Origin of the sequence: Pseudomonas sp. CNPSo 3701 (assembly GCF_028674975.1) — a bacterium.
Lineage (GTDB): Bacteria > Pseudomonadota > Gammaproteobacteria > Pseudomonadales > Pseudomonadaceae > Aquipseudomonas > Aquipseudomonas straminea.
The window spans coordinates 229,524-253,296 of record NZ_JAQZSI010000004.1; the positions used below are offsets into that span (position 1 = coordinate 229,524).

Genomic DNA, 23,773 nt, shown 5'->3' on the forward strand with positions numbered 1-23,773 from the left:
CCAATAAAAAGCATCGAATATCAATCATCTGCAAAATCAGGCAGTCGTCATGCTCGCCTGGAGTACGATTAAATCTTTCATGGTTGTCGTACATCTTGTAGGTTGTTAGCGCCGTTTCGGCCCGACAATAACAAGAAGGGACATGACATGAACGACACGCCGCAACCCGGCAGCTCACGCCGCCGCTTTCTCAAGACTTCGTTGATCTGCTCCGCTGCAGCAACGGGTGTCAGCTCGCTGCTACCACAACTGGCGAGCGCCGCGCAGCCACTCGGCCTGCGTTATCCCGACAGCGCCATAACGGCGCTCGATGACAGCTTCCTGCAACTGCGTCTGTTCAACGCCAGCGTGGAAAAACTCGCCGATGGGCTGCGCTGGGCAGAAGGCCCGGTGTGGTTCGGTGACGGCCGTTATCTGCTGGTCAGCGACATTCCCAACAACCGCATCATGCGCTGGGACGAGATCAGCCAGAGCCTGGACGTTTACCGCCAGCCATCGAACTACGCCAACGGCCTGGTGCGCGACACCCAGGGCCGGCTGATCGCCTGCGAAGGCTCCACCACCCAGGAACTTGGGCGACGCATCACTCGTACCGAGCACGACGGGCGCATCACCGTGCTGGCTGATAAATTCGAGGGCAAGCGCTTCAACTCGCCGAACGACGTGGTGGTCAAGCGTGACGGCTCGGTGTGGTTCACCGACCCACCCTTCCAGACCGGCAATTTCTACGAGGGCTACAAGATCGAACCCGAGCTGCCCCACGGCGTCTACCGTGTCGATGGCGAAAGCGGCCAGGTCACCCGCGTGGCCGACGACCTGGCCGGCCCCAATGGCCTGTGCTTCTCGCCGGACGAGAAAACGCTGTACGTCGTCGAAGGGCGTGCCAAGCCCAATCGCCTGGTCTGGGCCTACGCCGTGAACGACGACGGCACCCTCGGCCAGCGCCGCAAGCACATCGAGGCGACCGACACCGGCGCCCTGGACGGCATCAAGTGCGATGAATTCGGCAACCTGTGGTGCGGCTGGGGCAGCAACGGCTCATCAGAAAGCGAGCCGGAAAAGCTCGATGGGGTGCGGGTGTTCAACAGCGAAGGCAAGGCCATCGGCCATATCGCGCTGCCGGAACGCTGCGCCAACCTGTGCTTTGGCGGTGAAAAAGGCAATCGCCTGTTCATGGCCAGCAGCCACGCGATCTATTCGATCTTCGTCAACGCCCGCGGCGCGACGCTGGTGTGAACGACGCCGATCCTGCCTGGCCAGGCAGGATCGGCAACCCACCTCGGTGCAACGCCAGCCGCAGGACTGTGTTTCAACTCTTCGCTCCCCGTTTTCGAAGAAAACCTCAAGCTGCTGACTGTTGACCCTGGCGCTAAAGCGAAGCGGCACGCCTGTAACGAAATACCACTAGTAGCAGGTGGCCATCTTCGGGCAAAATTGCCCGCAAACTCATCTCTCCAACCAGACGGCGCAATCGCCAGGACGCGCCGGTGATACACGTGTGCCAAGGCGGCCCGAAGGACGTTTCGATGCTGGCCCCAGTCGATCACACCGATCAATCCCGACGCAGGATGTTCAAGACCCTGCTGTGGGTGACCATGTGTTTCGGGGTACTGTTCTCGATCTTCAATGCGACCCGCGGGCTGTGGCTGCTGGTGGGCATCGAGGTGGTCTACACGGCACTGGCGCTCTACATGCTGGTGGTCGTGGAGCGCACACGGCACCTAAAGACCCTGACCATCGTCTATCTGATCCCTTTCCTGGGCGTGATGATGGCCACCCTGGCCAATCCAGACACCTCGGTTGGCATATTCGCCTGGATCCAGACCATCCCGATCATCCTCTACCTGCTGCTTGGCCTGCGCCTGGGGCTGATCGGATCGCTGATCTTCGTCAGCCTGGGCCTGTACCTCTACACCCAGCACTACACCGAAAAGAACCCCAGCGACAGCATCGGTTTTCTGCTCGACATCGGCATGGCAACCCTGGCCATCACCGTCTTCTCACATACCTATGAACACACTCGTGCCCAGACCGAAAAACGCCTGATCGAGCTGATCAGTACCGACTACCTCACGGGCCTGGCGAACCGCTCCAAGCTGACCGAAATCTTTTACCGCGAACGTGCCCACGCGCTGCGCAACCAGTCGCCGCTGGCTCTGGTTTATCTGGATATCGATCATTTCAAGCAGATCAACGACCGCTTCGGCCATGAAACCGGCGACCAGGCGCTGCGCCATTTCGCCAGCGTGCTGTCGCAGCGCCTGCGCAGCACAGACCTGCTATGCCGGCTTGGCGGTGAAGAGTTCGCCGCCCTGCTGCCCGACACCAGCGCCACCCAGGCGGCCACGATTGCCGAAACGCTGCGTGAGCAACTGGCCAGCACACCGATGATAGTGGAGGGCGCCCCCCTGCAGATGACCCTCAGCGCCGGTGTGGCCAGCCTCGGCCAGGACGGCGAACGTCTCGACCAGTTGATGAGCGCAGCGGATAAACGCACCTATGCCGCCAAACGCGCCGGCCGCAACCAAGTGGTGAGCGCCGAAACACCAGCTCTCGGCTGACCGCGTCTGCAGGACGCCGTCCGATCCAGCGAAAAAGCCGGCGCAGTGCCTGGCAAGCGTGATCAGCGCGACTATGCTGAAACTCCATATAGTCCCCGGATTCACCCAGGAGCTTCGTATGGATATAGCCAGCCTGTTTGCCGAGTTGCACACCCTGCCCACCGTTCCGAAAGTCGCCCAGGACCTGATCCAGCAATTCGACAACCCCACCACCAGCCTGGAAAGCGTGGCGCGTAATATCGAGCGTGACCCGGTGATCGCCGCCAAGGTGCTGCGCCTGGCCAACTCGGCGCGCTTTCGCGGCTCACGGGATGCGAGCAGCGTGGAAGATGCCGCCATGCGCCTGGGTTTCAACACCCTGCGTACCCTGGTACTGGCTTCGGCCATGACCGGCGCCTTCAAGGTCGATACCGGCTTCAACCTGAAAAAATTCTGGCTGCGCAGCTTCAGGGTGGCAAGCATCGCCCGCGCCCTGGCCAAGCAGTCGAAATTAGACCCGGACGCCGCCTTTACCTGTGGAATGATGCATAACATCGGCGAACTGTTGATCCAGACCGGCGCCCCGGATTTCGCCCGCCGCCTCAACCGCCACCCGCAACGTGAGGCAGCGGCCCTGGCCGCTGAGGAAACGCTGCAGCTGGGCTTCGGCTATCCAGAGGTTGGCGCCGAACTCGCACGCCGCTGGCAATTGCCGGCGCTGATCCAGAACGCAATTGCCTACCAGAACAAACCGACCCAGACGCCGGGCGACGGCCACTATGCGCGCCTGGTAGCGCAGTCTATCCATGTCGAAGAAAGCCTTGAGGCCCACGGTCTGAGCGATGCAGCCAAACAGGATCTGGAAGGACCACTATTCGAGGGCGTGGACCTGGCCAAACTGTTCGACGCCCTGCCCGCCGTGCTGGAGGCGGACAAAGCGTTTGGCGACCTGCTGAACTGACCTGGCGCCACGGCGGGTCGTAATAGAGCGACCCGCCTTACAGCTTTCTCTTTCCGGGTATCGCTGCGCTCAACCCGAGCTACGGCTCAGCGGCGCACCAGCTATCCGCTCACGCGTTCATGCAGCACTGCTTGTACTTCTTGCCACTGCCGCAGCTGCACGGGTCGTTTCGACCAACCTTGGCCTCGTCCCGGCGCACCGGCAGCAAGGGCTCCAGATGCTCTTGCCAGTATTGATAGAGCGCAACAGCAGCGGGTTCGACCGTGGCGACCGAGGCGTCGTATTGCTCATCAGACATGGCATTGAGCGCTTCCACACCCTCTTCGCTGCCGTGCAGCGTGATGCTCGCCAGCGCAGCCTCGAGCTCCTCGGGCAGCTCCGCATCGATCCAGCCCGCCACCTGGGCGCCGCGCAGATAACCGGCGCACCACTGCGATACGATGAGCTTTTCACCCTTGCCATTGTCATCGGCCAGGAAGATGGCCTCGTAGTCGTCCGGCTCCTCGCCGAGCATGTAGGCGGCTTCGCTCATCAGCTCGACAGCCAGCTTGGTGAAGCGCTCGCCTTCCTTCTCGGTCGGCCACTTGGGCAACTGCTCGGCCCAGATGTGCGGATACCAGATGCCCGGGTCGATCTGCCGAGGCCCGGACACGATGGCCGCGAAATAACCGTCCAGTTCGCTGGCGGAAAGAATCGAGTCGTCGTTGCCATACTTGAGCAACAACTGATCGAGCTTTTCGAGCCCTCTGTTATCCATCGCAAACGCCCTCAGAAAAAAGGCCGCTACTTTCCCACAGATGGCCGGCCGCCGACAGCCTCACCAGCCGTCCGGCACATCGCGGGTGCCGAGGCGACGATGGCCCGGTACAATGCGCGCCAAACCGTGCCCCAAGAGGAGCTCTGCAGCGCCTGCAGTTCCTCGCTGCCCATAAAGAAAAGCCATGTCCTTGCCCAAGAACCACCTGGAACTGCTCAGCCCTGCCCGCGACGTCGAGATCGCCCGCGAGGCCATCCTGCATGGCGCCGACGCCGTCTATATCGGCGGCCCGAGCTTCGGTGCTCGGCACAACGCCTGCAACGAGGTGGCCGATATCGCCAAGCTAGTGGAGTTCGCCCGTCGCTATCACGCGCGCATCTTCACCACCATCAACACCATCCTGCATGACGACGAGCTGGAGCCGGCGCGCGCGCTGATCCACCAGCTCTACGACGCTGGCGTGGACGCGCTGATCGTGCAGGACCTCGGCGTGCTGGACCTGGACATTCCGCCCATCGAGCTGCATGCCAGCACCCAAACCGACATCCGCACCTTGGGCCGCGCGAAATTTCTCGACCAGGCCGGTTTCTCCCAGCTGGTACTGGCCCGCGAGCTGAACCTACAGGAAATCCGCGCTATCGCCAATGAAACCGATGCAGCCATCGAGTTCTTCATTCATGGCGCGCTGTGCGTGGCGTTCTCCGGCCAGTGCAACATCTCCCACGCCCAGACCGGGCGCAGCGCCAACCGCGGCGACTGCTCGCAGGCCTGCCGCCTGCCCTACACCCTCAAGGATGAAAAAGGCGGCGTGATCGCCTACGAGAAACACCTACTGTCCATGAAGGACAACAACCAGAGCGCCAACCTGCGCGCCCTGGTCGAGGCTGGCGTACGCTCGTTCAAGATCGAGGGCCGCTACAAGGACGTGGCCTACGTGAAGAACATCACCGCCCACTACCGCCGCGAGCTCGACGCGATTCTCGAAGACCGCCCGGACCTGGCCCGTGCTTCCAGCGGCCATACCGCACACTTCTTCGTGCCCGACCCGGACAAGACCTTCCACCGCGGCAGCACCGATTACTTCGTCACCGAGCGCAAGGTGGACATCGGCGCCTTTGATTCGCCGACCTTCACCGGGCTCGCTGTTGGCAACGTGGAGAAAGTGGGCAAGCGCGACCTGATCGCCGTGACACATGAACCGCTGTCCAACGGCGACGGCCTCAACGTGCTGGTCAAGCGTGAGGTGGTGGGTTTCCGCGCCAACATCTGCGAACTCAAGGGTGAGTTCGAGGAAGAAGGCGAGAAGCGCTACCGCTACCGCGTCGAGCCCAACGAGATGCCCGAAGGCCTGCTGCGCCTGCGCCCGAATCATCCGCTGTCGCGCAACCTCGACCATAACTGGCAGCAAGCGCTGCAGCGCACCAGCGCCGAACGCCGGATCGGCGTGAACTGGAAGGCCGAGCTGCGCGAAGACGCACTCAAGCTCACCGCCACCAGCGAGGAAGGCATCAGCGTCGACGTCGCCCTGCCCGGCCCGTTTGGCGTGGCCAACAAGCCGGAACAAGCGCTCGATGGTCTGCGTGACCTGCTAACCCAGTTGGGCACCACCATCTACCATGCCCAGGGCGTCACCCTCGATGCACCGCAGGCGTTCTTCGTGCCCAACTCGCAGCTGAAAAGCCTGCGCCGCGAGGCCATCGAGGCACTGACCGCAGCCCGCGTCGCCGCGCATCCGCGTGGCCGCCGCAAGGCCGAGAGCAACCCGCCGCCGGTCTACCCCGAGTCGCACCTGTCGTTCCTGGCCAACGTTTACAACCACAAGGCCCGCGAGTTCTATCATCGCCACGGCGTGCAACTGATCGACGCCGCCTACGAGGCCCACGAAGAAGAAGGCGAAGTGCCGGTGATGATCACCAAGCACTGCCTGCGCTTCTCCTTCAACCTGTGTCCGAAACAGGCCAAGGGCGTCACCGGCGTAAAGACCAAGGTCGCACCGATGCAACTGGTACACGGCGACGAGGTGCTGACCCTGAAGTTCGACTGCAAACCGTGCGAGATGCACGTGGTCGGCAAGATGAAGGGCCACATCCTAGACCTGCCCCAACCGGGCAGCGCGGCAGCCCAGGTGGTTGGCCATATCAGCCCGGAAGATCTGCTGAAAACGGCGCGACGCCAGGCGCCGCACTGAGGCAAATGGCGCGAGCGCCAGCCTTCATTGGCTGACGCTTCGCCACCTCCAGGTGCGCAAACTCCACCCCTGCTGCATCCCCGCCGCTGCCAGCAGGATGGCCGCGACGCCTAGCCACTGCAGCACACTGAGCTGGTGATCGAAGGCGATCCAGTCGACGGCAATCGCCGCGATCGGGTAGATGAAGGACAGCGCGCCGGTCAGGGCCGTGGGCAGTTTCTGGATGGCGCCGTAGAGCAGCACGTACATGCCGCCGGTGTGCACCACACCGAGGGTGAGCAGGATCGACCAGGTCTGCTGGCCCTGGGGCAGCGCGGTGAAGTCGGCCAGCGGCGCCAGCATCAGCACGCCAACGCTCACCTGGATCAGCGCGATCAGGTGCGGCGGAACGCCCTTGAGCTTCTTGATGATCAGTGCGGCCACGGCGTACAGAAAGGCCGCGCCCAAGGCGAAGACGATGCCCGTCAGGTAGTCGCCGCCGCCCTGCCCGGCGCTGCCGTGGGCGCTGACGATGGCCAGCATGCCGAGAAACGAGATCGACAGCCAGGCGAGCTTCTGCAGGGTGAGTTTCTCGCCGAGAAACAGCGCCGCCAGGATCACCAGCATGAACGGCTGCACGTTGTAGACCGCAGTGCCGATGGCGATTGAAGCGCGCGAATAGGAGGCGAACAGCAGCAGCCAGTTGCCGACAATGGCCACCCCGCTGACCACGGCCAGCATCGCGGTATAGCGGCTGAGCAGACCTGGGCGCAGAAAGCCGAGCATGACGCAAACCACCAGCAGGGTCAGCGCGCCGAACAGGCAGCGCCAGAACACCACTTCCAGAACCGGTAAACCCGAGAGCAGTACGAACCAGCCGATGGTGCCGGAAATCAGCATGGCCGCGACCATTTCCAGCGTGCCTTTTTGTAAGTGCTTGTCCATCGGTGTGCTCCTTCAGTGAGGCGCTCAGTATGGCAAGCGGGCAGCGCTGCACTCCATGGCAAAAAAAAGGCTAAAAAGTCATTCAAGCTTTACTATCAAAGGCAAAATTGGAAAACGCCTTTGGAGCCAATATGACTGATGAAATTGACCATCAATTGATCGTCGCCCTGACCGAAGACTCGCGTCGCTCGCTGAAAGCGCTGGCGCAGATCAGCGGCCTGTCCTCGCCCAGCGTGGCGGAGCGGCTGCGCAAGCTCGAAGATAAAGGGGTGTTGAAAGGCTACGGCGTGGACATCGACCCACGCGCGTTCGGCTACCAGCTGCAGGCGATCGTGCGCATCCGCCCGCTACCCGGCCAATTGCATGAGGTGGAACGGCAGATCCAGGCCACACCGCAATTCACCGAGTGCGACAAGGTCACCGGCGAGGACTGCTTCATCGCCCGCCTTCACGTGCGCTCGATGGAGCAGCTGGACGAGATACTCGACCACATCAACGTCTACGCCCTGACCAACACAGCTATCGTCAAGAAGACCACGGTCAAGCGCCGGCTGCCGCCGATGGCGTGATCAAGATGGCGAGATGGCTCGCCATCGCGCCCGGCCTCACTTCAACTGACTGGCAAAACGCTCCACCGCACCAAGCACCTGCTTGGCGCCTTGGCGGATTTCGACGATCACGTCGCCGGCCTGGTTGGCCAGTTCCAGCCCGGCTTCGGCCTGCTGGCGGCTGCTCGCCATGTCGCGCACGGCGGCGTCGACCAGCTTCTGGTTTTCCTGCACCACGCCGACGATCTCCTCGGTGGCCTTGCTGGTGCGGCTGGCCAATTGCCGAACCTCATCGGCGACCACCGCGAAACCGCGCCCCTGCTCGCCGGCACGCGCTGCCTCGATGGCAGCGTTGAGTGCCAGCAGGTTGGTCTGCTGGGCGATGCTGCCGATGGTCTGCACCATGGTGCTGATCAGCACCGACTGCTTGCCAAGCGCCTCGATGCCTTCGGAGGCCGAGCCCACCTGTTCGGAGATGCGCTGCATAGTCTTCACCGTGTCGGTCACCACCTGGGCGCCACGCTGTGCGGTAGTGTCGGTCTGCTGGGAAATGCCGTAGGCAATCCCGGCCGCGTCGTTGACCTCCTCCTCACGGTTGACCTGATCGGTCACCACGGTGGCGAACTTCACCACTTTATAGAGCTTGTCCTGGGTGTCGTGCACCGGGTTATAGGTTGCTTCCAACCACACGACGCGGCCGTGGCTGTCGATGCGCTTGAAGCGCCCGGCGACGAACTCGCCACGATTCAGGCGCTCCCAGAACTGCTTGTAGTCGGCCGAGTGGGTTTCCTGAGCGTCGCAGAACATGCTGTGGTGCTTGCCCTTGATGCGATCCAGGCTGTAGCCCATGCCGTGCAGGAACTGGTCGTTGGCCGTCAGAACGTGGCCACCGAGGTCGAACTCGATCACCGCCGTGGAACGCAGTAAGGCGTTGATGAAATCCTCATTTTCACGGGCGCTGTTCATGGCATCGGTGATATCCGTACCAAAGCAATGAACGCGGCAAACCACTCCACGCTCATCGACCACAGGCTGCCAGCAGGCTCTGGTCCATACCAGTGCACCATCGGCGCCCAGGAAGCGATAACGGTCGCTGATCGACTTACCGGTGCGAATCGCTTCGATCAACTTTTTGAAACACGGCAGGTTCTTTACATAAGCCGGCAAGATGTCGTTCATCGATCGATTGACCAGTTGCTCGGGAGTGTGGCCGATGAAACGCGAAAAATTGGCGTTGGCGTCGATAATTCGAAAATCGGGATCGATGGTCAGTGTGATCATCTCGCTATCGATGCCCTTGCAGAGCTGGCGAAGCAGCGACAGTTCGGCATCCTTGGCCTGCAATTCTTTTTTCCACTGTTTACCGAACATGCTCTCTCTCTCCGGGAAGCAATCACGTTGACATGCCATCGGCTGCCCAGCCGATTTATTGAGGACCGTCCAGCGCTCAGACTGCAGTCCTCTCTGCGCTTAAGCATAGAAGGCGAGCACAAAGCCATCATGGGGTTTGGTCGGAAAATATTCGCTAAATCTGGAGCGCATGTACTGATGTGAGAAAAGCCGCGTCAATGAACGCGGAGCCGGCAGAAAGGCAGACCGGATCAGCGCTGCCTCACAAAAGCCATCACCCACGGCTGGCCTTGTCTTGCCACCGCCCCTAACATGACGCCCGCTGGATGCAGCTGCTGATCTGACCCGCAACAGCCTTGAAGAAGCCGCGCGTCAGAGGCTCATCTGAGCTGACTGTGGGGCAAGCAAGCATTGGCCCCGGTTTCACCAATCCACACACTCAAGGGAATGACCATGGTGTATTACCCCAGGGAGGAACAGCGCGACTTTCTGTTCACACTCTCTTCGCTTTCGATCTGGATGATCCCGGCCTTCGCCTTCATCGCCTTTCTGGCACAAAGCGGCGCCAGCATCGCAGTTATCAAGCTCTGGCCAGCCAGCGCTGAGGGCGTCGTAACCGCCGTAACCACGATGAAGAACAACAGCAGCGTCGAGCTTTACGAATACAGCTTCAGCACGCCCAGCGGGCATACGTTCATCGGTACCGCCGAGCAGTATCGGCAACCCACACAGGCTGGGCACTCGATGGGCCAGCGCATCGAAATCATGTATTCGCCCCTGCACTCCGCCTTTTACGTGCCGCGTGAAATCTACGAGGGCAGCCGCATCAACTTTCTGGTGTTCTCGTTCTGCGTATTGGCGATTTTCGTGCTGCTCGCCGTCTCGCTCTACGCGCTGATCCGGCAATGCAGCCACGCACGCGAAGACCTGCATTACTGATCGACAACTGGGTTACCCTCAGTCCATCTTCAGCCCGGAGCCAGCCATGGCCTATCCACCCCACCTGCAGCCTGGTGATCGCGTTGTCCTGTTCGATGGCGTGTGCAAGCTGTGCAACGGCTGGAGCCGCTTTTTGATTCGCCATGATCGTGACCGCCGGCTCAAGCTGTGCAGCGTACAGTCGCCTCAAGGCCAGGCGATTCTGGCGTGGTTTGGCCTGCCGCTGGACCGTTTCGACACGCTGCTTTATGTCGAAGGCGACAAGGCGCTGCAGCGCAGCGATGCCATTCTCGCCATCCTCGGCCAGTTGCCGACGCCCTGGCGCTGGGCGACGGTGGCGCGCGTGATACCGCGCCGTTTGCGCGACTGGCTATACGATCCCATCGCCCGCAACCGCTATAGGCTATTCGGCCGCCACAACCACTGCCCGGTGCCACGTCCCGAAGACCGCGAGCGCTTCCTGCATGACTGATGCCCTGCTGGCGCGCCTGACGCTGGGCGCGATCTTCATCTACCACGGCCTGGTGCCCAAGCTGCTGTTTCGCGATGCCAGCGAGCTGCAGCTGCTCGACGCCCACGGCCTGCCGCACAGCATGCTTGTGTTGGCAGGTTTAGGCGAAGTGTTGCTGGGGATGCTCATCGTGCTGCTGCGCCGGCAGCGCTGGCCGCTCTACCTGGCGATGGCTGGATTGGTAGTGCTGCTGGTGGATGTGGCGATTTTCGCGCCTGCGGTGCTGGTTCAGGCCTTCAACCCGCTGAGCCTGAACCTGGCCGCTGTGGTGCTCGGTGTGATCGCCCTGCGCGGCCGCCAGCCCGGCTAACGGCTCGCCTGCTCGCGCAAGATGCGCGCGATCTCGGCTTGGCGGCGATAGGCCGGCGCTTCGACAGCGTTGAAGTCGCGGCTGTAGCGCGCCGCGAAGCCTGCCGTGCCCCACTCCCGATATTGCTGCACGTGGAGCAGTTCATGGGCCCACAGCGCGGCATCCTGCTCAGCCATCCGCGCATCGCGAAACACGATGATGTCGATCAGGGTAACCGCCTGGATGTCCGGGTTCTGCATGACGTTGCGGGCGGCGCTCAGCTCGTCCAGATCCCCCACCTTGTAACGCACCGCATCGAGCAGTTCGGCGGCGTAGAACGGCAGTAACTGCTGGCGAATCTGCGGCGGGATAGGCAAGGTGCCCTGGCGCGCCGCCGACTCGCGCGAACGCAGGATCCAGCCTTCCAGCGCACCGGCGGTGATGGTGCCGGCGCGTTCCTGCATCGGTCCGAGCACGCCGTTGGGGTCCGGCACGCAAATGCAGCCGCCCAGGCACACCTGGGTTTCACCCGTCGCGCAGGCCAATGCGGCAGGCACCGGCAAAACCGTCAACAGCACATACAACAGAACGCGTTTGGACATGCATCGCCCTCGATCGAACAAAGAGGCGACCTTGGCGCCAGCCGCTGCAGTTGTCCAGCCCTGCCGCCGGGTAAACCCGTTGCCTATGCGCCGGACGATGACGGGCTGAGCATCTGGATTTCGCGGATATCGAAATCGCGACTCAGGTACTCCATGCGCCGCTCATGGAAGTCGCGCATGTGCGGCAGCGCCGTATGCACCGCCAGATGCTCGCGGGACTGCCAGACCTCGAAGAAGATGAACAGTGCAGGGTCCTTGGCATCGCGCAGCATGTGGTACTCGATGCAGCCGGGCTCGGCGCGGCTGGGCGCGACGTAAGCGCGAAACAGTTCCTCGAAGGCATCGGCCCGCTCCGGGCGGGTATGGGCGTGAAGAATGAAGCCGTACATGGGAATCTCCGCGTTGAATACTGCCGCACGATACCGCAGGTAAAAGCCGAGCATTCATGCATTCAAGTCAAAAGTAATTTGTCCTTGCCGGCATTTTTCGCCTGCGCGTGAAGCCGTAACCTGAGCTCATTCAATCAGTTACGGAGACGCTCCATGAAAAAGATCCTGCTCCTCAACGGCGGCAAGCAATTCGCCCATTCCGACGGCCGCCTCAACCGCACGCTGCACGAAACCGCCGCTGCATTTCTCGACCAGGCCAGTTTCGAATTCAAGACCACCGAGATCGACGCCGGTTACGACGTCGCCGAGGAAGTGCAGAAGATCCTCTGGGCCGATGTGGTGATCTACCAGATGCCGGGCTGGTGGATGGGGGCGCCGTGGATCGTCAAGAAATACCTCGACGAGGTGTTCACCGAAGGCCATGGCAGCCTGTACGCCAACGACGGCCGTACCCGCTCCGACGCCTCGCAGAAATACGGCAGTGGCGGCCTGATCCACGGCAAGCAGTACATGCTGTCGCTGACCTGGAACGCCCCGCAGCAGGCCTTCGACGATCCCAGCGATTTCTTCGAGGGCAAGGGCGTGGATGCGGTCTACTTCCCGTTCCACAAGTCCCAGCAGTTCCTAGGCATGAGCGCACTGCCGACCTTCCTGTGCGTCGACGTGATGAAGCGCCCGGATGTCGAGCGTGACGTGCAGCGCTACCGCGAACACCTGGCCGGCGTGCTGCAGAACGCCTGACACGGCATGACAAACGGGGCGGCGGCCGGCACTATCGGTCGCTCCACTTTGCCATGGACTGCCCCCATGATCCTCCCCAGCCTCCACACACCACGCCTGCTGTTGCAGCCCCTGCAACTGGCCGACGCCGAGCAGATCCAGCCGCTGTTCGGCCAATGGGAAGTGGTGCGCTACCTCAATGCCCAGGTGCCCTGGCCCTACCCGGCCGACGGCGCGCTGGGCTACCTGCGTGATGTCGCCCTGCCCGCCATGGCTGCCGGCCAGGAATGGCACTGGACGCTACGGCCCATCGCCGAGCCGGAGCGGGTGATTGGCGTGATCAGCCTGATGGATACGCCGGGCAACAACCGCGGCTTCTGGATAGCCCCGGCCTGGCAACGCCAGGGGCTGATGGGCGAAGCCTGCGTGGCGGTCAACCGCTACTGGTTCGAGGTGCTACAGCGTCCACTGATGGAGGTGCCCAAGGCGCTGGCCAATATCGCCTCGCAGCGGCTGTCCGAGCGTGAAGGCATGCGCCTGGTGGCGACCGGCGAGAGCGATTACGTGTGCGGCCGGCTGCCTTCCCAGACCTGGGCACTCAGCCGCGAAGAATGGCTAAACCAGCAGACTTAAAATCTGCTGGTGTTTGCATCACAGCGGCTGCGGCTTGAGCGGCCGGGAAAAGCGGTAGGTGGTCGCCCCGCACAGCAGCAGGCCGGCGATGCCAAGCAGGCCGCCGACGATGCCCACATTGGCCACGCCCAATTGGCTGCTCACCAGGCTGCCGAGCAAGGCGCCACCGCCGATGCCGACGTTGAAGATGCCCGAGAACAGCGCCATGGCCACGTCGGTGGCGTCCGAGGCGAGGTTGAGCACCTTGGCCTGCAATGCCAGGCCGAAGCACATCATGGCAACGCCCCAGATCACGCTCAGGGTGGCCATGTAAGCGTGCTCACGGGCGACCGGCAGCAGCAGGAGCATGCACAGGCTCAGGGTGCCGATCGCGGTGATCACGAACCCTCGTGGGAAGCGCGTGCTGTAACGGCTGAACAGAATCGAACCGATGATCCCCGCACAGCCGAACAGCAACAGCAGCACGGTGACCATGTCCGCCGCGATACCGGCGACTTCCAGGGCAAACGGCTCGATATAGGTATACGCGGTGAAATGGGCGGTGATCACCAGGGCGGTGAGTACATACACAGTGACCAGCGCCGGGCGCTTGAACAGCACCGGCAGGCTGCGCAACGAACCGGAGTTCTGGCTCGGCAGCAGCGGCAGGCTCTTGATCAGGCACAGCACCACCACACCGGCCACCACGGCGATGGTGGTGAAGGTCGTGCGCCAGCCCAGCACTTCGCCGATCACCCGGCCCAGGGGAATGCCCAGCACCATGGCCAGCGCACTGCCGGTCGCCAGCAGGCCGAGGGCTTGCGCCTGCTTGCCTGGCGGCGCCACCCGCACCGCCAGGGACGCGGTGATCGCCCAGAACAGCGCGTGGGCCAGGGCGATGCCGATGCGGCTGATCACCAGCACGGTGAAATTCCAGGCGATGCCGGACAGCACATGGCTGGCGATGAACAGCACGAACACGCAGGCCAACAGCTTGCGCCGCTCGATATTGCGGGTCAGCAGCATCAGCGGCAACGAGGCCAGCGCCACCACCCAGGCATAGATGGTCAGCATCAGGCCGACGCTGGCGGTGGTCATCTCGAAGCTGTGGCCGATCTGGCTCAGCAAGCCGACCGGCACGAACTCGGTGGTATTGAAGATGAAGGCGCCCAGCGCCAAGGCGATCACGCTCAGCCAGCTACCGCTGTGCGCTTGTTCCGGTGTGTTCATTTGGCTGATATCCGCCCTTGGGGAACGCCTCGGCTACAACGGCCAATCGCCCGAGGCCGGATGGCAACGAGCGCGGTAGGAAGCGAACGGGAAATAAATAGGCCCACACCTGACGAACACGCAAACGGCAGCTCGCGCTCCCAAAGCGGTGGACGCGGGGAGTGGCGATGCGGAGTGCGGAGATTATAGGTATGGGATGGCCTGCGGCGGCGATTCTACGCACGGCCTGACGGCTGAACAATATGCTCGGGAAAGCGTTATTTGGATGGGCGACGGCCGGTCTTCAGAGCGATCATCGAGTTTCGTTTACCAGTGTGGGGAAAGGCAGCTTCAAGGCAGGGGCTGCCGTTCACTCGTGGGAGAGGCTTTAGCCTCGAGTTCTTTATTGGCCTTGATAAAAACTCGCGGCTAAAGCCGCTCCCACATGATCAATGCACGTCCGCTTGTGCCACTTATCGCGGCCTACTCCGGGATGTCCACACTGTTATGAATCGCATCATGTCGCCAACACTCCAAGTCGCAGTCGATCACCTGGCCGTGCTGGCCCAGAACCGCCAGCCGGGCGCCAGACGACTGGTTATCCAGCTACCCTGCGCGGCCCTTGAGCGCCGTGCCGACACACACCGGATCGACTATTCGAACCCGCTCATTGCACCGTAAAGAACGCGTATTTTTTGCCGCTCATCGCCTGCACACACCCGGCTGAGCGATTAGCATCTACCGCTCCGATCCTCAGCGAAGCGTTGCCATGCTCACACCTTTTACATTTGTCCTTGTCCTTCGGAGGCATGGATGAAGGCGCTGCTGCACCCGGCCAGGGTGGTAGCGCTGGTCTTTCTGCTGGTCATCCTGCTTGGCACGCTGCTGCTGATGCTGCCGATAGCCCACGCCGAGCAGCAGAGCCCCCATTGGGTGACGGCCTTCTTCACCGCTGTGTCGGCGGTGTGCGTCACCGGCCTGGTGGTAGTGGACACCGGCACCTACTGGTCAGGGTTCGGCCAAGTGGTGATTCTGGTGCTGTTCCAGCTCGGCGGCTTCGGCATGATGACCCTGGCGACCCTGCTCGGCCTGGTGGTCAACCGCTCGTTCCGGCTGCGCGCCAAGATGGTCGCTCAGCAAGAATCACGTACCCTGGCCATTGGTGACGTGAGCAGCGTCGCCAAGCTGGTGCTGGTGGTGACCCTGGGCATCGAGGCGCTGATTACCCTGCTACTCACCTTGAGGCTGCACCTGGCCTACGACCTGCCGTGGGGCGAAGCCGCCTGGAGCGGCCTGTTCCACGCCGTTTCCGCATTCAACAATGCCGGCTTCTCCATCCATGCCGACAGCCTGGTGCGCTACGCCAGCGACGCCATGATTCTGCTGCCGGTGATGGCCGCGATCATCATCGGCGGCATCGGCTTTCCGGTGCTGCACGACCTGCGCAACCGCCTCTACGACCCGCGGCACTGGTCACTGCATACCAAACTGACGCTGAGTGGCACCCTGGTGCTGCTGGTGGTGGGCTTCGTCGGCGTGCTGCTGTCCGAATGGTCCAACGCCGCCACCCTTGGGCCCATGACAGTGGGTGACAAGGTGTTGTCGGCCGCCTTCGCCTCGGTATCGGCGCGCACCGCCGGCTTCAATTCCGTGGATATCGGCGCGCTGACCCACGAAACCTGGGCGTTGCATTACCTGCTGATGTTCGTCGGTGGTGGTAGCGCGGGCACGGCAGGTGGCGTAAAAGTCGGCACCGTGGCGATTCTCCTGCTGCTGGTGGTTGCCGAAATCCGCGGGCGCAGCGACACCGAAGCCTTTGGCCGGCGTATCAGCCCGTCGGCGCAGCGCCAGGCCATCACGGTGCTGGTGCTCAGTAGTGCCATGGTGGTGATCGGCACGCTGTTCATCCTGCGCGATACCGATATCGCCACCGACAAGGTGATCTTCGAGGTGGTTTCCGCCTTCGGCACGGTGGGCCTGTCCACCGGCATCACCGCCGACCTTCCCCACGCCAGTCAGTTGATGCTGACGCTGCTGATGTACGTCGGCCGGGTCGGCATCGTCACGCTCGCGGTGTCCCTGGCACTGGGCGAACACCGCATGCCTTACCGCTATCCAGAGGAGCATCCCATTGTCGGCTAAGTTTCTGTTTACCGAGCAATTCGCCTTTTCCAAGGGTGACAGCGTCGTGGTCGCCGGCCTGGGCCGCTTCGGCAGTTCCGTGGCGCAGTCGCTGATGCGCCTGGGCCATGACGTGATGGGCATCGATAACGACCCCGAACCGGTGCACCGCTGGGCCGATCTTCTTACCCATGCCGTGCAGGCCGATACCACCAACGTCATGGTGCTGCGCCAGCTCGGCGTAGCGGATTTCTCCCACGCCATCGTCGGCATCGGCACCGACCTGGCGGCGAGCCTGATGACCATCATGACCCTCACCGAGCTGGGCATTCAGGATATCTGGGTCAAGGCACTGACCGAGGAGCACGGGCGCATCGCCCAACGCATCGGCGCGCACCACGTGGTCTACCCGGAGGCCGACATGGGCGAGCGCGTCGCCCACCTGATCAGCGGGCGGATGATCGACTTCATCGAGTTCGACGACGGTTTCGCCATCGCCAAGATCCACGCGCCGCAGCTGACCCACAACCGCACCCTGGCCGAGTCCGGCATTCGTGAAAGCCATGGCGTCACGGTTGTCGGCCTGAAACGCGCCAATCAGGACTTCCAGCACGCCACGCCCAGCACCCGCGTGCTGCCGGGCGACCTGCTGATCGTCTCCGGCGCCACACACCAGATCCAGAAGTTCGCAGGCCGCTCGAAGACGCGCTGAACCGCGTCAGTCCGGCACCTCCACACTGATGTGGATGGCGTCGTGGCGCCAGTACTCCAAGTCGCAGTCGATCAACCGGCCGTGCTGGTCGCGGTTAACCCGGGTGATTCGCAGTGCCGGGCTGCCGGTGGCGACCTTGAGCGCGGCCGCGGCGTCGGCGTGCAAGGCGGTGGGCACCATGTCGAAGCGCACACGGCCGTAGCGTATGTCGTATTCGCTGGCGTACAGCTCGGTCAGCGAGCAGGTCAGGTCGAAGTCGAGAATGCCGGGAAAGTACTCGGGGGTCAGATAATGCTCGACGTACAGCACCAGGCGCCCGTCGATGCGCCGCGCACGGCGGATCTGGTAGACGCTCGACAGCCCCGAGAGGCCCAGCACCTGGCAGATCTGCGCGTTGGCCGGCATCAGCCGGGCGCTCAGCACCTCGGTGGCCGGCACCCGGCCCTGCTCGGCGACCATGGCATGAAAGTGGGTGCGCACCAACGGGTTGTAGGCCACCCGCGCTGGTGACACGAACCAGCCGCGGCGCTCCTCGCGGTACACCAGCCCCTGGGCCTCCAGCTGCCCGAGCGCCTCACGCAGGGTGATGCGGGTGGTGTCGAACAGCTCGCTCAGGCGGCGCTCGGCCGGCAGCTTGCCGCTGGCGGGCAGCAGGCCGTGTTCGATCTGTTCCTGCAACGCGCGGCAGATGGTGGTAACGGCCCGCGGCGTGTCGTCGCGCATCAACCTGGTTCCTTTTGGACTAGACCAGCCCCATCGCGGGGCACGCTGCGGCCCTGTCTGCGCCGCATCTCTCGCCGGCAAGGCTAGGCAAACAGCATGACCGGCAGATGACAGCCAGGCTGCAAGCAGGGCCCATGCCAGGCAATTCAATGCCTTGGGCTGGTCTACGCTCTTTAGGCGCAACGCCGATGAGTGGCTGGCGGCCCTGCCGACACAAAACTGTCATTGGCAACGCCTACATTGGCTTGGCTCTTGCTGATCTAGACCAACCTCGCAAACGCAAAGGAGTTTCCAATGAAACAACTGCTACTGGCATCGCTGATGGGCAGCGCCATCGCTCTGGCCTCCCACGCCATGGCCGCCGAGACGGATTTAACTGCACTGGAACAGGCCGCACGCAAAGAAGGCGCCGTGAACAGCGTCGGCATGCCGGACAGTTGGGCCAACTGGAAGGACACCTGGCAGGACCTGACCAACAAGTACGGCCTCAAGCACATGGACACCGACATGAGCTCGGCCCAGGAAATCGCCAAGTTCGCGGCCGAGAAAGACAACGCCACCGCCGACATCGGTGACGTGGGCGCCGCCTTCGGCCCCATCGCCGTGACACAGGGCGTGACCCAGCCCTACAAGCCGAGCACTTGGGACCAGGTACCCGAGTGGGCCAAGGACAAGGACGGCCACTGGGCGCTGGCCTACACCGGCTCGATCGCCTTCATCGTCAACAAGCAGCTGGTCAAGGACGTGCCGAAAAGCTGGGCCGACCTCAAGACCGGCAAGTACCGCGTCGCCATCGGCGACGTCAGCGCTGCCGCCCAGGCGGTCAACGGCGTGCTGGCCGCGGCCATCGCCAATGGCGGCGACGAGAAGAACATCCAGCCGGGCCTGGACTTCTTCGCCGAGATCGCCGAGCAGGGTCGCCTGTCGCTGGCCAACCCGACCATCCAGACCCTGGAAAAAGGTGAAGTGGAAGTCGGTATCGTCTGGGACTTCAACGGCCTGTCCTACCGCGACCAGATCGACCCGAACCGCTTCGAGGTGCTGATCCCGTCCGATGGTTCGGTGATCTCCGGCTACACCACCATCATCAACAAGTACGCCAAGAACCCCAACGCCGCCAAGCTGGCCCGCGAGTACATCTTCAGCGACGCCGGGCAGATCAACCTGGCCAAGGGCAACGCCCGGCCGATCCGTGCCGAGCACCTGACCCTGCCGGCCGAGGTCCAGGCCAAGCTGCTGCCCAACGAGCAGTACGCCAAGGTCAAGCCGATCAAGGATGCCGCCGCCTGGGAAGCGACTTCCAAGGCGCTGCCGCAGCAATGGCAGGAAAACGTGATCATCAATATGGAGTGATCCAGGCAACCTATAGCCCGGGTTGAGCGCAGCGACACCCGGGTAACCTGCGCTGGGTATCGCTGCGCTCAACCCAGGCTACGACTCTCTCAACCCAGGATCACCCATGCCGTCCAAGGTCATCCTCGTCCTGCTCGACGGCCTCAATTACGAGGTCGCTCGGCATGCTCTCGGCCACCTGCAGGCCTATCGCGCCGCAGGCCGGGCCGCGCTGTACAAGCTCGAGTGCGAACTGCCGTCGCTGTCACGGCCGCTCTACGAGTGCATTCTTACCGGCGTCGCGCCCATCGACAGCGGCGTGGTGCACAACAACATGGTGCGCCTGAGCAGCGAGCGCAGCGTGTTCCACTACGCCCGCGCTGCCGGGCTGAGCACTGCGGCTGCCGCCTACCACTGGGTCAGCGAGCTGTACAACCGCGCGCCCTTCGTGGCCGCCCGCGACCGGCATACCCATGATGCCGAGCTGCCGATCCAGCACGGGCACTTCTATTACGTCGACCATTACCCGGACTCGCACCTGTTCGACGACGCCGAGAGCCTGCGCCTCGCCCATGCGCCGGACTTCCTGCTGGTGCACCCGATGAATATCGACGACGCCGGTCACAAGCATGGCCTGAACAGCAGCCAATACCGCAACGCCGCGCGCGTCGCCGACATTCTGCTGGCCAACTACCTGCAGACCTGGCTAGACGCCGGTTACCAGGTGCTGGTGACCGCCGACCACGGCATGAACGACGACCGCTCCCACAATGGCCTGCTGCCCGAAGAGCGCGAAGTGCCGCTGTTCGTGCTCGGTGATGCCTTCAGCCTCAGCGAGGCCGCCGCGCCGAAGCAGCTGGAGCTATGCGGCACGATCTGCGAGCTGCTCGGCGTGGCCCATGACAAACCCTCGTGCCGGGAGCTGCTGCGATGACCGCCACCCACAAACCCCGCGGCAAATGGCTGGCAGCGCTGTGCCTGCTGCCCTTCGCGCTGTTCTTCGTCGCCTTTCAGGTCGCGCCGCTGATCTGGGTGGCGATCAACAGCCTCAACACCCCGGACGGCTGGGGGCTGGGCAATTTCGAGAAGGCCTTCGCCTCCAAGTTCTACATGCAGGCGGTCAAACACAGCCTGCAGATCGCCTTCTGGTCGAGCGTGTTCGGCATGCTCATCGCCATCGTCGGCAGCTACTCGCTGCGCCAGGTGGACTCGAAACTGCGCGACTTCGTGATCGCCTTTTCCAACATGACCAGCAACTTCGCCGGCGTGCCCCTGGCCTTCGCCTTCATCATCCTACTCGGTTTCAACGGCGCGCTGACCCTGCTGCTGATCCAGGCGGGGCTGATCGACAGCTTCAACCTGTATTCCAAGAACGGCCTGATCGTGCTCTACACCTACTTCCAGATTCCCCTCGGTGTGCTGCTGCTCTACCCGGCCTTCGACGCCCTGCGCCAGGACTGGCGCGAGTCCGCCGCGCTGCTCGGTGCCGGCACGTGGGCTTTCTGGCGACACATCGGCCTGCCGGTGCTGACCCCGGCGCTGCTCGGCACCTTCGTGATCCTGCTGGCCAATGCCCTGGGCGCCTACGCCACGGTGTATTACCTGACCACCGGCAATTTCAACGTGCTGCCGATCCGCATCGCCGCGATGATTTCCGGGGACATTTCCCTCGACCCGAACATGGCCAGCGCCCTGGCGATGATCCTGGTCGGCCTGATGGCGGCGATCACCCTCGTTCATCAGTTGCTGCTGAGGAGGAGCTACCATGTCCCGCGCTGATGTTCCTGCTGCCAGCCTCTACCACCGCGTGGTGGTCTGGCTGCTGTTCCTGATTCTGCTGCTGCCGCTGGCCGGCACCCTGCTCTACTCCTTGGCCACCAGCTGGTCGGCGACCATCCTGCCGGATGGCCTGACCTTCAAGTGGTACCTGGAGCTGTGGGGCGAGCCGCGCTTTCTCCAGGCCTTCGGCCAGTCGCTGCTGGTCTGTTTCGGCGCCCTGGCCTTGTCGGTGGTGCTGATCCTGCCGTTGCTGTTCGTGGTTCATTACCACTTCCCGAAACTCGACGCGGTAATGAACGTGCTGATCCTGCTGCCGTTCGCCGTGCCGCCGGTGGTGTCCGCCGTGGGCCTGCTGCAACTCTACGGCTCCGGGCCGCTGGCGATGGTCGGCACGCCGTGGATCCTGATCGGCTGCTACTTCACCATCGCCCTGCCGTTCATGTACCGGGCCATCACCAACAACCTGCAGGCGATCAACCTGCGCGACCTGATGGACGCCGCCCACCTGCTCGGCGCCAGCACCTGGAAGGCCGCCTTCCTGGTGGTACTGCCCAACCTGCGCAAGGGCCTGATGGTGTCGCTGTTCCTGTCGTTCAGCTTCCTGTTCGGCGAATTCGTGTTCGCCAACCTGCTGGTCGGCACGCGCTACGAGACGCTGCAGGTGTATCTGAACAACATGAAGAACAGCAGCGGCCACTTCAACAGCGCCCTGGTGATCTCCTACTTCTTTTTCGTCCTGGTGTTCACCTGGGCGGCCAATCGACTGAACAGGGACAAGGCATGAGCTTCCTGAGCATCCAGAACCTGCACAAGAGCTACGGCGGCACCGCGATTTTCAGCGACATCAACGCCGAGATCGAGAGAGGCGAATTCGTCACCCTGCTCGGCCCTTCGGGCTGCGGCAAATCCACCCTGCTGCGCTGCATCGCCGGCCTTACCGAGGTCAACGGCGGCAAGATCCTGCTCGGCGGCGAAGACCTGGTGCCGCTGTCGCCGCAAAAGCGCGGCATCGGCATGGTGTTCCAGAGCTACGCGCTGTTCCCCAACATGACCGCCGCGCAGAACGTCGCCTTCGGCCTGCGCATGCAGAAGGTCGGCAAGGAAGAATCCGCCGCCCGCGTACAGGAAGCCCTGGCGATGGTCGAACTCGGCGATTTCGCCGGCCGCTATCCGCACCAGCTGTCCGGTGGCCAGTGCCAGCGCGTCGCCCTGGCCCGCTCGCTGGTCACCCGTCCGCGCCTGCTGCTGCTCGACGAGCCGCTGTCGGCCCTCGATGCGCGCATTCGCAAGCACCTGCGCGAGCAGATCCGCAGCATCCAGCAGGAGCTCGGCCTGACCACGATTTTCGTCACCCACGATCAGGAAGAGGCGCTGGTGATGAGCGACCGCATCTTCCTGATGAACGCCGGGCGCATCGTCCAGAGCGGCGACGCGGAAACCCTTTACACCGCGCCGGCCGACGCCTTTGCCGCGGGTTTTATCGGCAACTACAACCTGCTCGACGCGCCCAGCGCCAGCCGCCTGCTCGGCCGCCCGGTGAACGGCCAGGTGGCGATTCGTCCGGAAGCCATCGTGCTCGGCCATGGCCCGATCAGCGCAGTCATTCGCAGCCACGCCCTGCTCGGTAATATCATCCGCTACCGGGTGGACGCCGGCGGCGTGGAACTGCTGGTCGATGTGCTCAACCGCAGCGCCGACGACCTGCACGCCAACGGCCACCCCATCTCACTGGATATCGCGGCGAATGCCGTGCGAGAGGTAGCTTGATGGCCCTGGCAATTTTCGATCTCGACGAAACCCTGATCAACGGCGACTGCGCCAGCTTGTGGAGCGAGCACATGGCCACGCTGGGCTGGGTCGACGGCGAGAGCTTTATCGCCAAGGATCATCAGCTGATGGCGGCGTACGCCGAAGGCAAGCTGGCCATGGAGGACTACATGACCTTCAGCCTGTCGCCGCTGGTGGGCCGCACGCCGGAGGAAGTCGCCTTCGTGGTCGAGCCGTTCGTGGAGGACGTGATCGAACCGATCTTCTACAGCGATGCCACCCGCTGCCTGGCCACCCACCGCGAGGCCGGCGACCGCATCCTGATCATCTCCGCCTCGGCGCATTTTCTGGTCAGCGCCATCGCCGAACGCCTCAAGGTCGACGAAGTGCTGGCCATCGATCTGCACGAGGAATACGGCCACTACAGCGGCAAGACCGAGGGCGTGCTGACCTACCGCGAAGGCAAGGTCACCCGCCTGCATGCTTGGCTGGAAGAACACGGCGAAACGCTGGAAGGCGCCTACTTCTACTCCGACTCGCGCAACGACCTGCCGCTGCTGCAGCGGGTCGACAAACCCCACGCAGTTAACCCCGACCCGGTGCTGCGCGAGCATGCCGAGCGTGAAGGCTGGCCGATTTTGAGTTGGAGTTGAGGCAGAGGTCGATAGCAGCAATGTCGCGGTAGCGGGCCGTTCACGATCATGGCAGGGGCTTTAGCCCCGGACTCTTACGCCTAACCTGGCAAATATCGAGGCTAAAGCGGATCGCCGCTCGGCCTCTCCACAAAAGCTCCGTTCACC

General features: G+C 63.1%; 25 protein-coding genes and 2 pseudogenes. 18 read left to right on the plus strand and 9 right to left on the minus strand.

The annotated features are described in order from the left end of the window. Positions 1-147: 147 nt before the first annotated feature. The 3 genes from PVA39_RS13410 to PVA39_RS13420 all read left to right on the plus strand — a co-directional run bounded on the left by PVA39_RS13410 (position 148) and on the right by PVA39_RS13420 (position 3,501). Positions 148-1,236 carry an SMP-30/gluconolactonase/LRE family protein gene (locus tag PVA39_RS13410; RefSeq protein ID WP_274124469.1) on the plus strand — a complete coding sequence of 363 codons (1,089 nt, stop codon included), beginning with the start codon at positions 148-150 and terminating at the stop codon, positions 1,234-1,236. Between the two features lie 290 nt (positions 1,237-1,526). Next, the gene (locus tag PVA39_RS13415; RefSeq protein ID WP_274124470.1) at positions 1,527-2,561 is read left to right on the plus strand and encodes a GGDEF domain-containing protein; all 1,035 of its coding nucleotides are present in this window, start codon (positions 1,527-1,529) and stop codon (positions 2,559-2,561) included. Between the two features lie 118 nt (positions 2,562-2,679). Then, positions 2,680-3,501: an HDOD domain-containing protein gene (locus tag PVA39_RS13420; RefSeq protein WP_274124471.1), complete on the plus strand. Its 822-nt coding sequence runs from the start codon at positions 2,680-2,682 to the stop codon at positions 3,499-3,501. A 109-nt stretch (positions 3,502-3,610) separates the two neighbouring features. Here the strand turns inward: PVA39_RS13420 and PVA39_RS13425 are convergent, their stop codons facing one another. Beyond that, entirely contained in the window at positions 3,611-4,258 is a 648-nt protein-coding gene (locus PVA39_RS13425) for a YecA/YgfB family protein (RefSeq protein ID WP_274124472.1), read from the minus strand. A 184-nt stretch (positions 4,259-4,442) separates the two neighbouring features. On the opposite strand from PVA39_RS13425, the gene PVA39_RS13430 reads away from it, so the two are divergent. Continuing rightward, entirely contained in the window at positions 4,443-6,446 is a 2,004-nt protein-coding gene (locus PVA39_RS13430; RefSeq protein ID WP_274124473.1) for a peptidase U32 family protein, read from the plus strand. A gap of 24 nt (positions 6,447-6,470) precedes the next feature. Here the strand turns inward: PVA39_RS13430 and PVA39_RS13435 are convergent, their stop codons facing one another. Then, entirely contained in the window at positions 6,471-7,370 is a 900-nt protein-coding gene (locus tag PVA39_RS13435; RefSeq protein WP_274124474.1) for a DMT family transporter, read from the minus strand. Positions 7,371-7,501: 131 nt separating this feature from the next. Between PVA39_RS13435 and PVA39_RS13440 the strand changes: the two genes are divergently transcribed. Further along, positions 7,502-7,939 (plus strand): Lrp/AsnC family transcriptional regulator, encoded by a 438-nt coding sequence (locus PVA39_RS13440; protein ID WP_274124475.1) that lies wholly within the window; start codon positions 7,502-7,504, stop codon positions 7,937-7,939. A gap of 36 nt (positions 7,940-7,975) precedes the next feature. Here PVA39_RS13440 and PVA39_RS23425 read toward each other — a convergent pair whose 3' ends face one another. Continuing rightward, complete coding sequence (locus PVA39_RS23425; protein WP_443200970.1) at positions 7,976-8,533, minus strand: methyl-accepting chemotaxis protein; 558 nt, start codon at positions 8,531-8,533, stop codon at positions 7,976-7,978. After that, positions 8,513-9,328 (minus strand): annotated as a pseudogene (locus PVA39_RS23430) (PAS domain-containing protein); the annotation flags it as partial. The gene PVA39_RS23425 and the pseudogene PVA39_RS23430, both read right to left, overlap by 21 nt. 393 nt (positions 9,329-9,721) lie before the next feature. Between PVA39_RS23430 and PVA39_RS13450 the strand changes: the two are divergent. From PVA39_RS13450 to PVA39_RS13460, 3 genes are read left to right on the plus strand one after another with little or no spacing between them, the layout of a single operon-like run. Continuing rightward, positions 9,722-10,207, plus strand: coding sequence for a hypothetical protein (locus PVA39_RS13450; protein ID WP_274124476.1), 486 nt, complete (start codon positions 9,722-9,724; stop codon positions 10,205-10,207). Between the two features lie 46 nt (positions 10,208-10,253). Then, entirely contained in the window at positions 10,254-10,679 is a 426-nt protein-coding gene (locus tag PVA39_RS13455; RefSeq protein ID WP_274124477.1) for a thiol-disulfide oxidoreductase DCC family protein, read from the plus strand. Then, complete coding sequence (locus PVA39_RS13460) at positions 10,672-11,028, plus strand: DoxX-like family protein (protein WP_274124478.1); 357 nt, start codon at positions 10,672-10,674, stop codon at positions 11,026-11,028. Before PVA39_RS13455 ends, PVA39_RS13460 begins: the two co-directional genes overlap by 8 nt. On the opposite strand, the gene PVA39_RS13465 is transcribed toward PVA39_RS13460, so the two are convergent. Next, positions 11,025-11,609, minus strand: coding sequence for an eCIS core domain-containing protein (locus PVA39_RS13465; RefSeq protein WP_274124479.1), 585 nt, complete (start codon positions 11,607-11,609; stop codon positions 11,025-11,027). The two genes, PVA39_RS13460 and PVA39_RS13465, sit on opposite strands and share 4 nt — an antisense overlap. 83 nt (positions 11,610-11,692) lie before the next feature. Next, a complete protein-coding gene (locus PVA39_RS13470) occupies positions 11,693-11,998 on the minus strand; it encodes a putative quinol monooxygenase (protein ID WP_274124480.1) in 306 nt (101 codons plus the stop codon). Between the two features lie 153 nt (positions 11,999-12,151). Here PVA39_RS13470 and PVA39_RS13475 point away from each other — a divergent pair, with 153 nt between their 5' ends. Together PVA39_RS13475 and PVA39_RS13480 are read left to right on the plus strand one after the other, a co-directional pair. Next, positions 12,152-12,739: an NAD(P)H-dependent oxidoreductase gene (locus PVA39_RS13475; RefSeq protein ID WP_274124481.1), complete on the plus strand. Its 588-nt coding sequence runs from the start codon at positions 12,152-12,154 to the stop codon at positions 12,737-12,739. A gap of 66 nt (positions 12,740-12,805) precedes the next feature. Continuing rightward, positions 12,806-13,351 (plus strand): GNAT family N-acetyltransferase, encoded by a 546-nt coding sequence (locus PVA39_RS13480; RefSeq protein ID WP_274124482.1) that lies wholly within the window; start codon positions 12,806-12,808, stop codon positions 13,349-13,351. An 18-nt stretch (positions 13,352-13,369) separates the two neighbouring features. Here the strand turns inward: PVA39_RS13480 and PVA39_RS13485 are convergent, their stop codons facing one another. After that, positions 13,370-14,560 (minus strand): sugar transporter, encoded by a 1,191-nt coding sequence (locus PVA39_RS13485; protein ID WP_274124483.1) that lies wholly within the window; start codon positions 14,558-14,560, stop codon positions 13,370-13,372. Positions 14,561-15,022: 462 nt separating this feature from the next. Further along, positions 15,023-15,103: pseudogene (locus tag PVA39_RS13490) on the minus strand (MFS transporter); the annotation flags it as partial. Between the two features lie 249 nt (positions 15,104-15,352). Here PVA39_RS13490 and PVA39_RS13495 point away from each other — a divergent pair. Next, positions 15,353-16,681 carry a TrkH family potassium uptake protein gene (locus PVA39_RS13495; protein WP_274124484.1) on the plus strand — a complete coding sequence of 443 codons (1,329 nt, stop codon included), beginning with the start codon at positions 15,353-15,355 and terminating at the stop codon, positions 16,679-16,681. Further along, the gene (locus tag PVA39_RS13500; protein ID WP_274124485.1) at positions 16,671-17,372 is read left to right on the plus strand and encodes a potassium channel family protein; all 702 of its coding nucleotides are present in this window, start codon (positions 16,671-16,673) and stop codon (positions 17,370-17,372) included. The genes PVA39_RS13495 and PVA39_RS13500 overlap by 11 nt, the downstream gene beginning before the upstream one ends. 6 nt (positions 17,373-17,378) lie before the next feature. Here the strand turns inward: PVA39_RS13500 and PVA39_RS13505 are convergent, their stop codons facing one another. Further along, a complete protein-coding gene (locus PVA39_RS13505; protein WP_274124486.1) occupies positions 17,379-18,095 on the minus strand; it encodes a UTRA domain-containing protein in 717 nt (238 codons plus the stop codon). A 294-nt stretch (positions 18,096-18,389) separates the two neighbouring features. Between PVA39_RS13505 and PVA39_RS13510 the strand changes: the two genes are divergently transcribed. From PVA39_RS13510 to PVA39_RS13535, 6 genes are all read left to right on the plus strand, one after another. Beyond that, positions 18,390-19,448, plus strand: a complete 1,059-nt coding sequence (locus tag PVA39_RS13510) for an ABC transporter substrate-binding protein (RefSeq protein ID WP_274124487.1) — start codon at positions 18,390-18,392, stop codon at positions 19,446-19,448. 106 nt (positions 19,449-19,554) lie between these two features. Beyond that, positions 19,555-20,361, plus strand: a complete 807-nt coding sequence (locus PVA39_RS13515; protein WP_274124488.1) for an alkaline phosphatase family protein — start codon at positions 19,555-19,557, stop codon at positions 20,359-20,361. Next, complete coding sequence (locus tag PVA39_RS13520) at positions 20,358-21,206, plus strand: ABC transporter permease (RefSeq protein WP_274124489.1); 849 nt, start codon at positions 20,358-20,360, stop codon at positions 21,204-21,206. Before PVA39_RS13515 ends, PVA39_RS13520 begins: the two co-directional genes overlap by 4 nt. Beyond that, positions 21,193-21,990 carry an ABC transporter permease gene (locus PVA39_RS13525; protein ID WP_274124490.1) on the plus strand — a complete coding sequence of 266 codons (798 nt, stop codon included), beginning with the start codon at positions 21,193-21,195 and terminating at the stop codon, positions 21,988-21,990. Before PVA39_RS13520 ends, PVA39_RS13525 begins: the two co-directional genes overlap by 14 nt. Further along, the gene (locus PVA39_RS13530; protein WP_274124491.1) at positions 21,987-22,973 is read left to right on the plus strand and encodes an ABC transporter ATP-binding protein; all 987 of its coding nucleotides are present in this window, start codon (positions 21,987-21,989) and stop codon (positions 22,971-22,973) included. Before PVA39_RS13525 ends, PVA39_RS13530 begins: the two co-directional genes overlap by 4 nt. Further along, positions 22,973-23,626 carry an HAD family hydrolase gene (locus PVA39_RS13535; RefSeq protein ID WP_274124492.1) on the plus strand — a complete coding sequence of 218 codons (654 nt, stop codon included), beginning with the start codon at positions 22,973-22,975 and terminating at the stop codon, positions 23,624-23,626. Before PVA39_RS13530 ends, PVA39_RS13535 begins: the two co-directional genes overlap by 1 nt. Positions 23,627-23,773 lie beyond the last annotated feature (147 nt).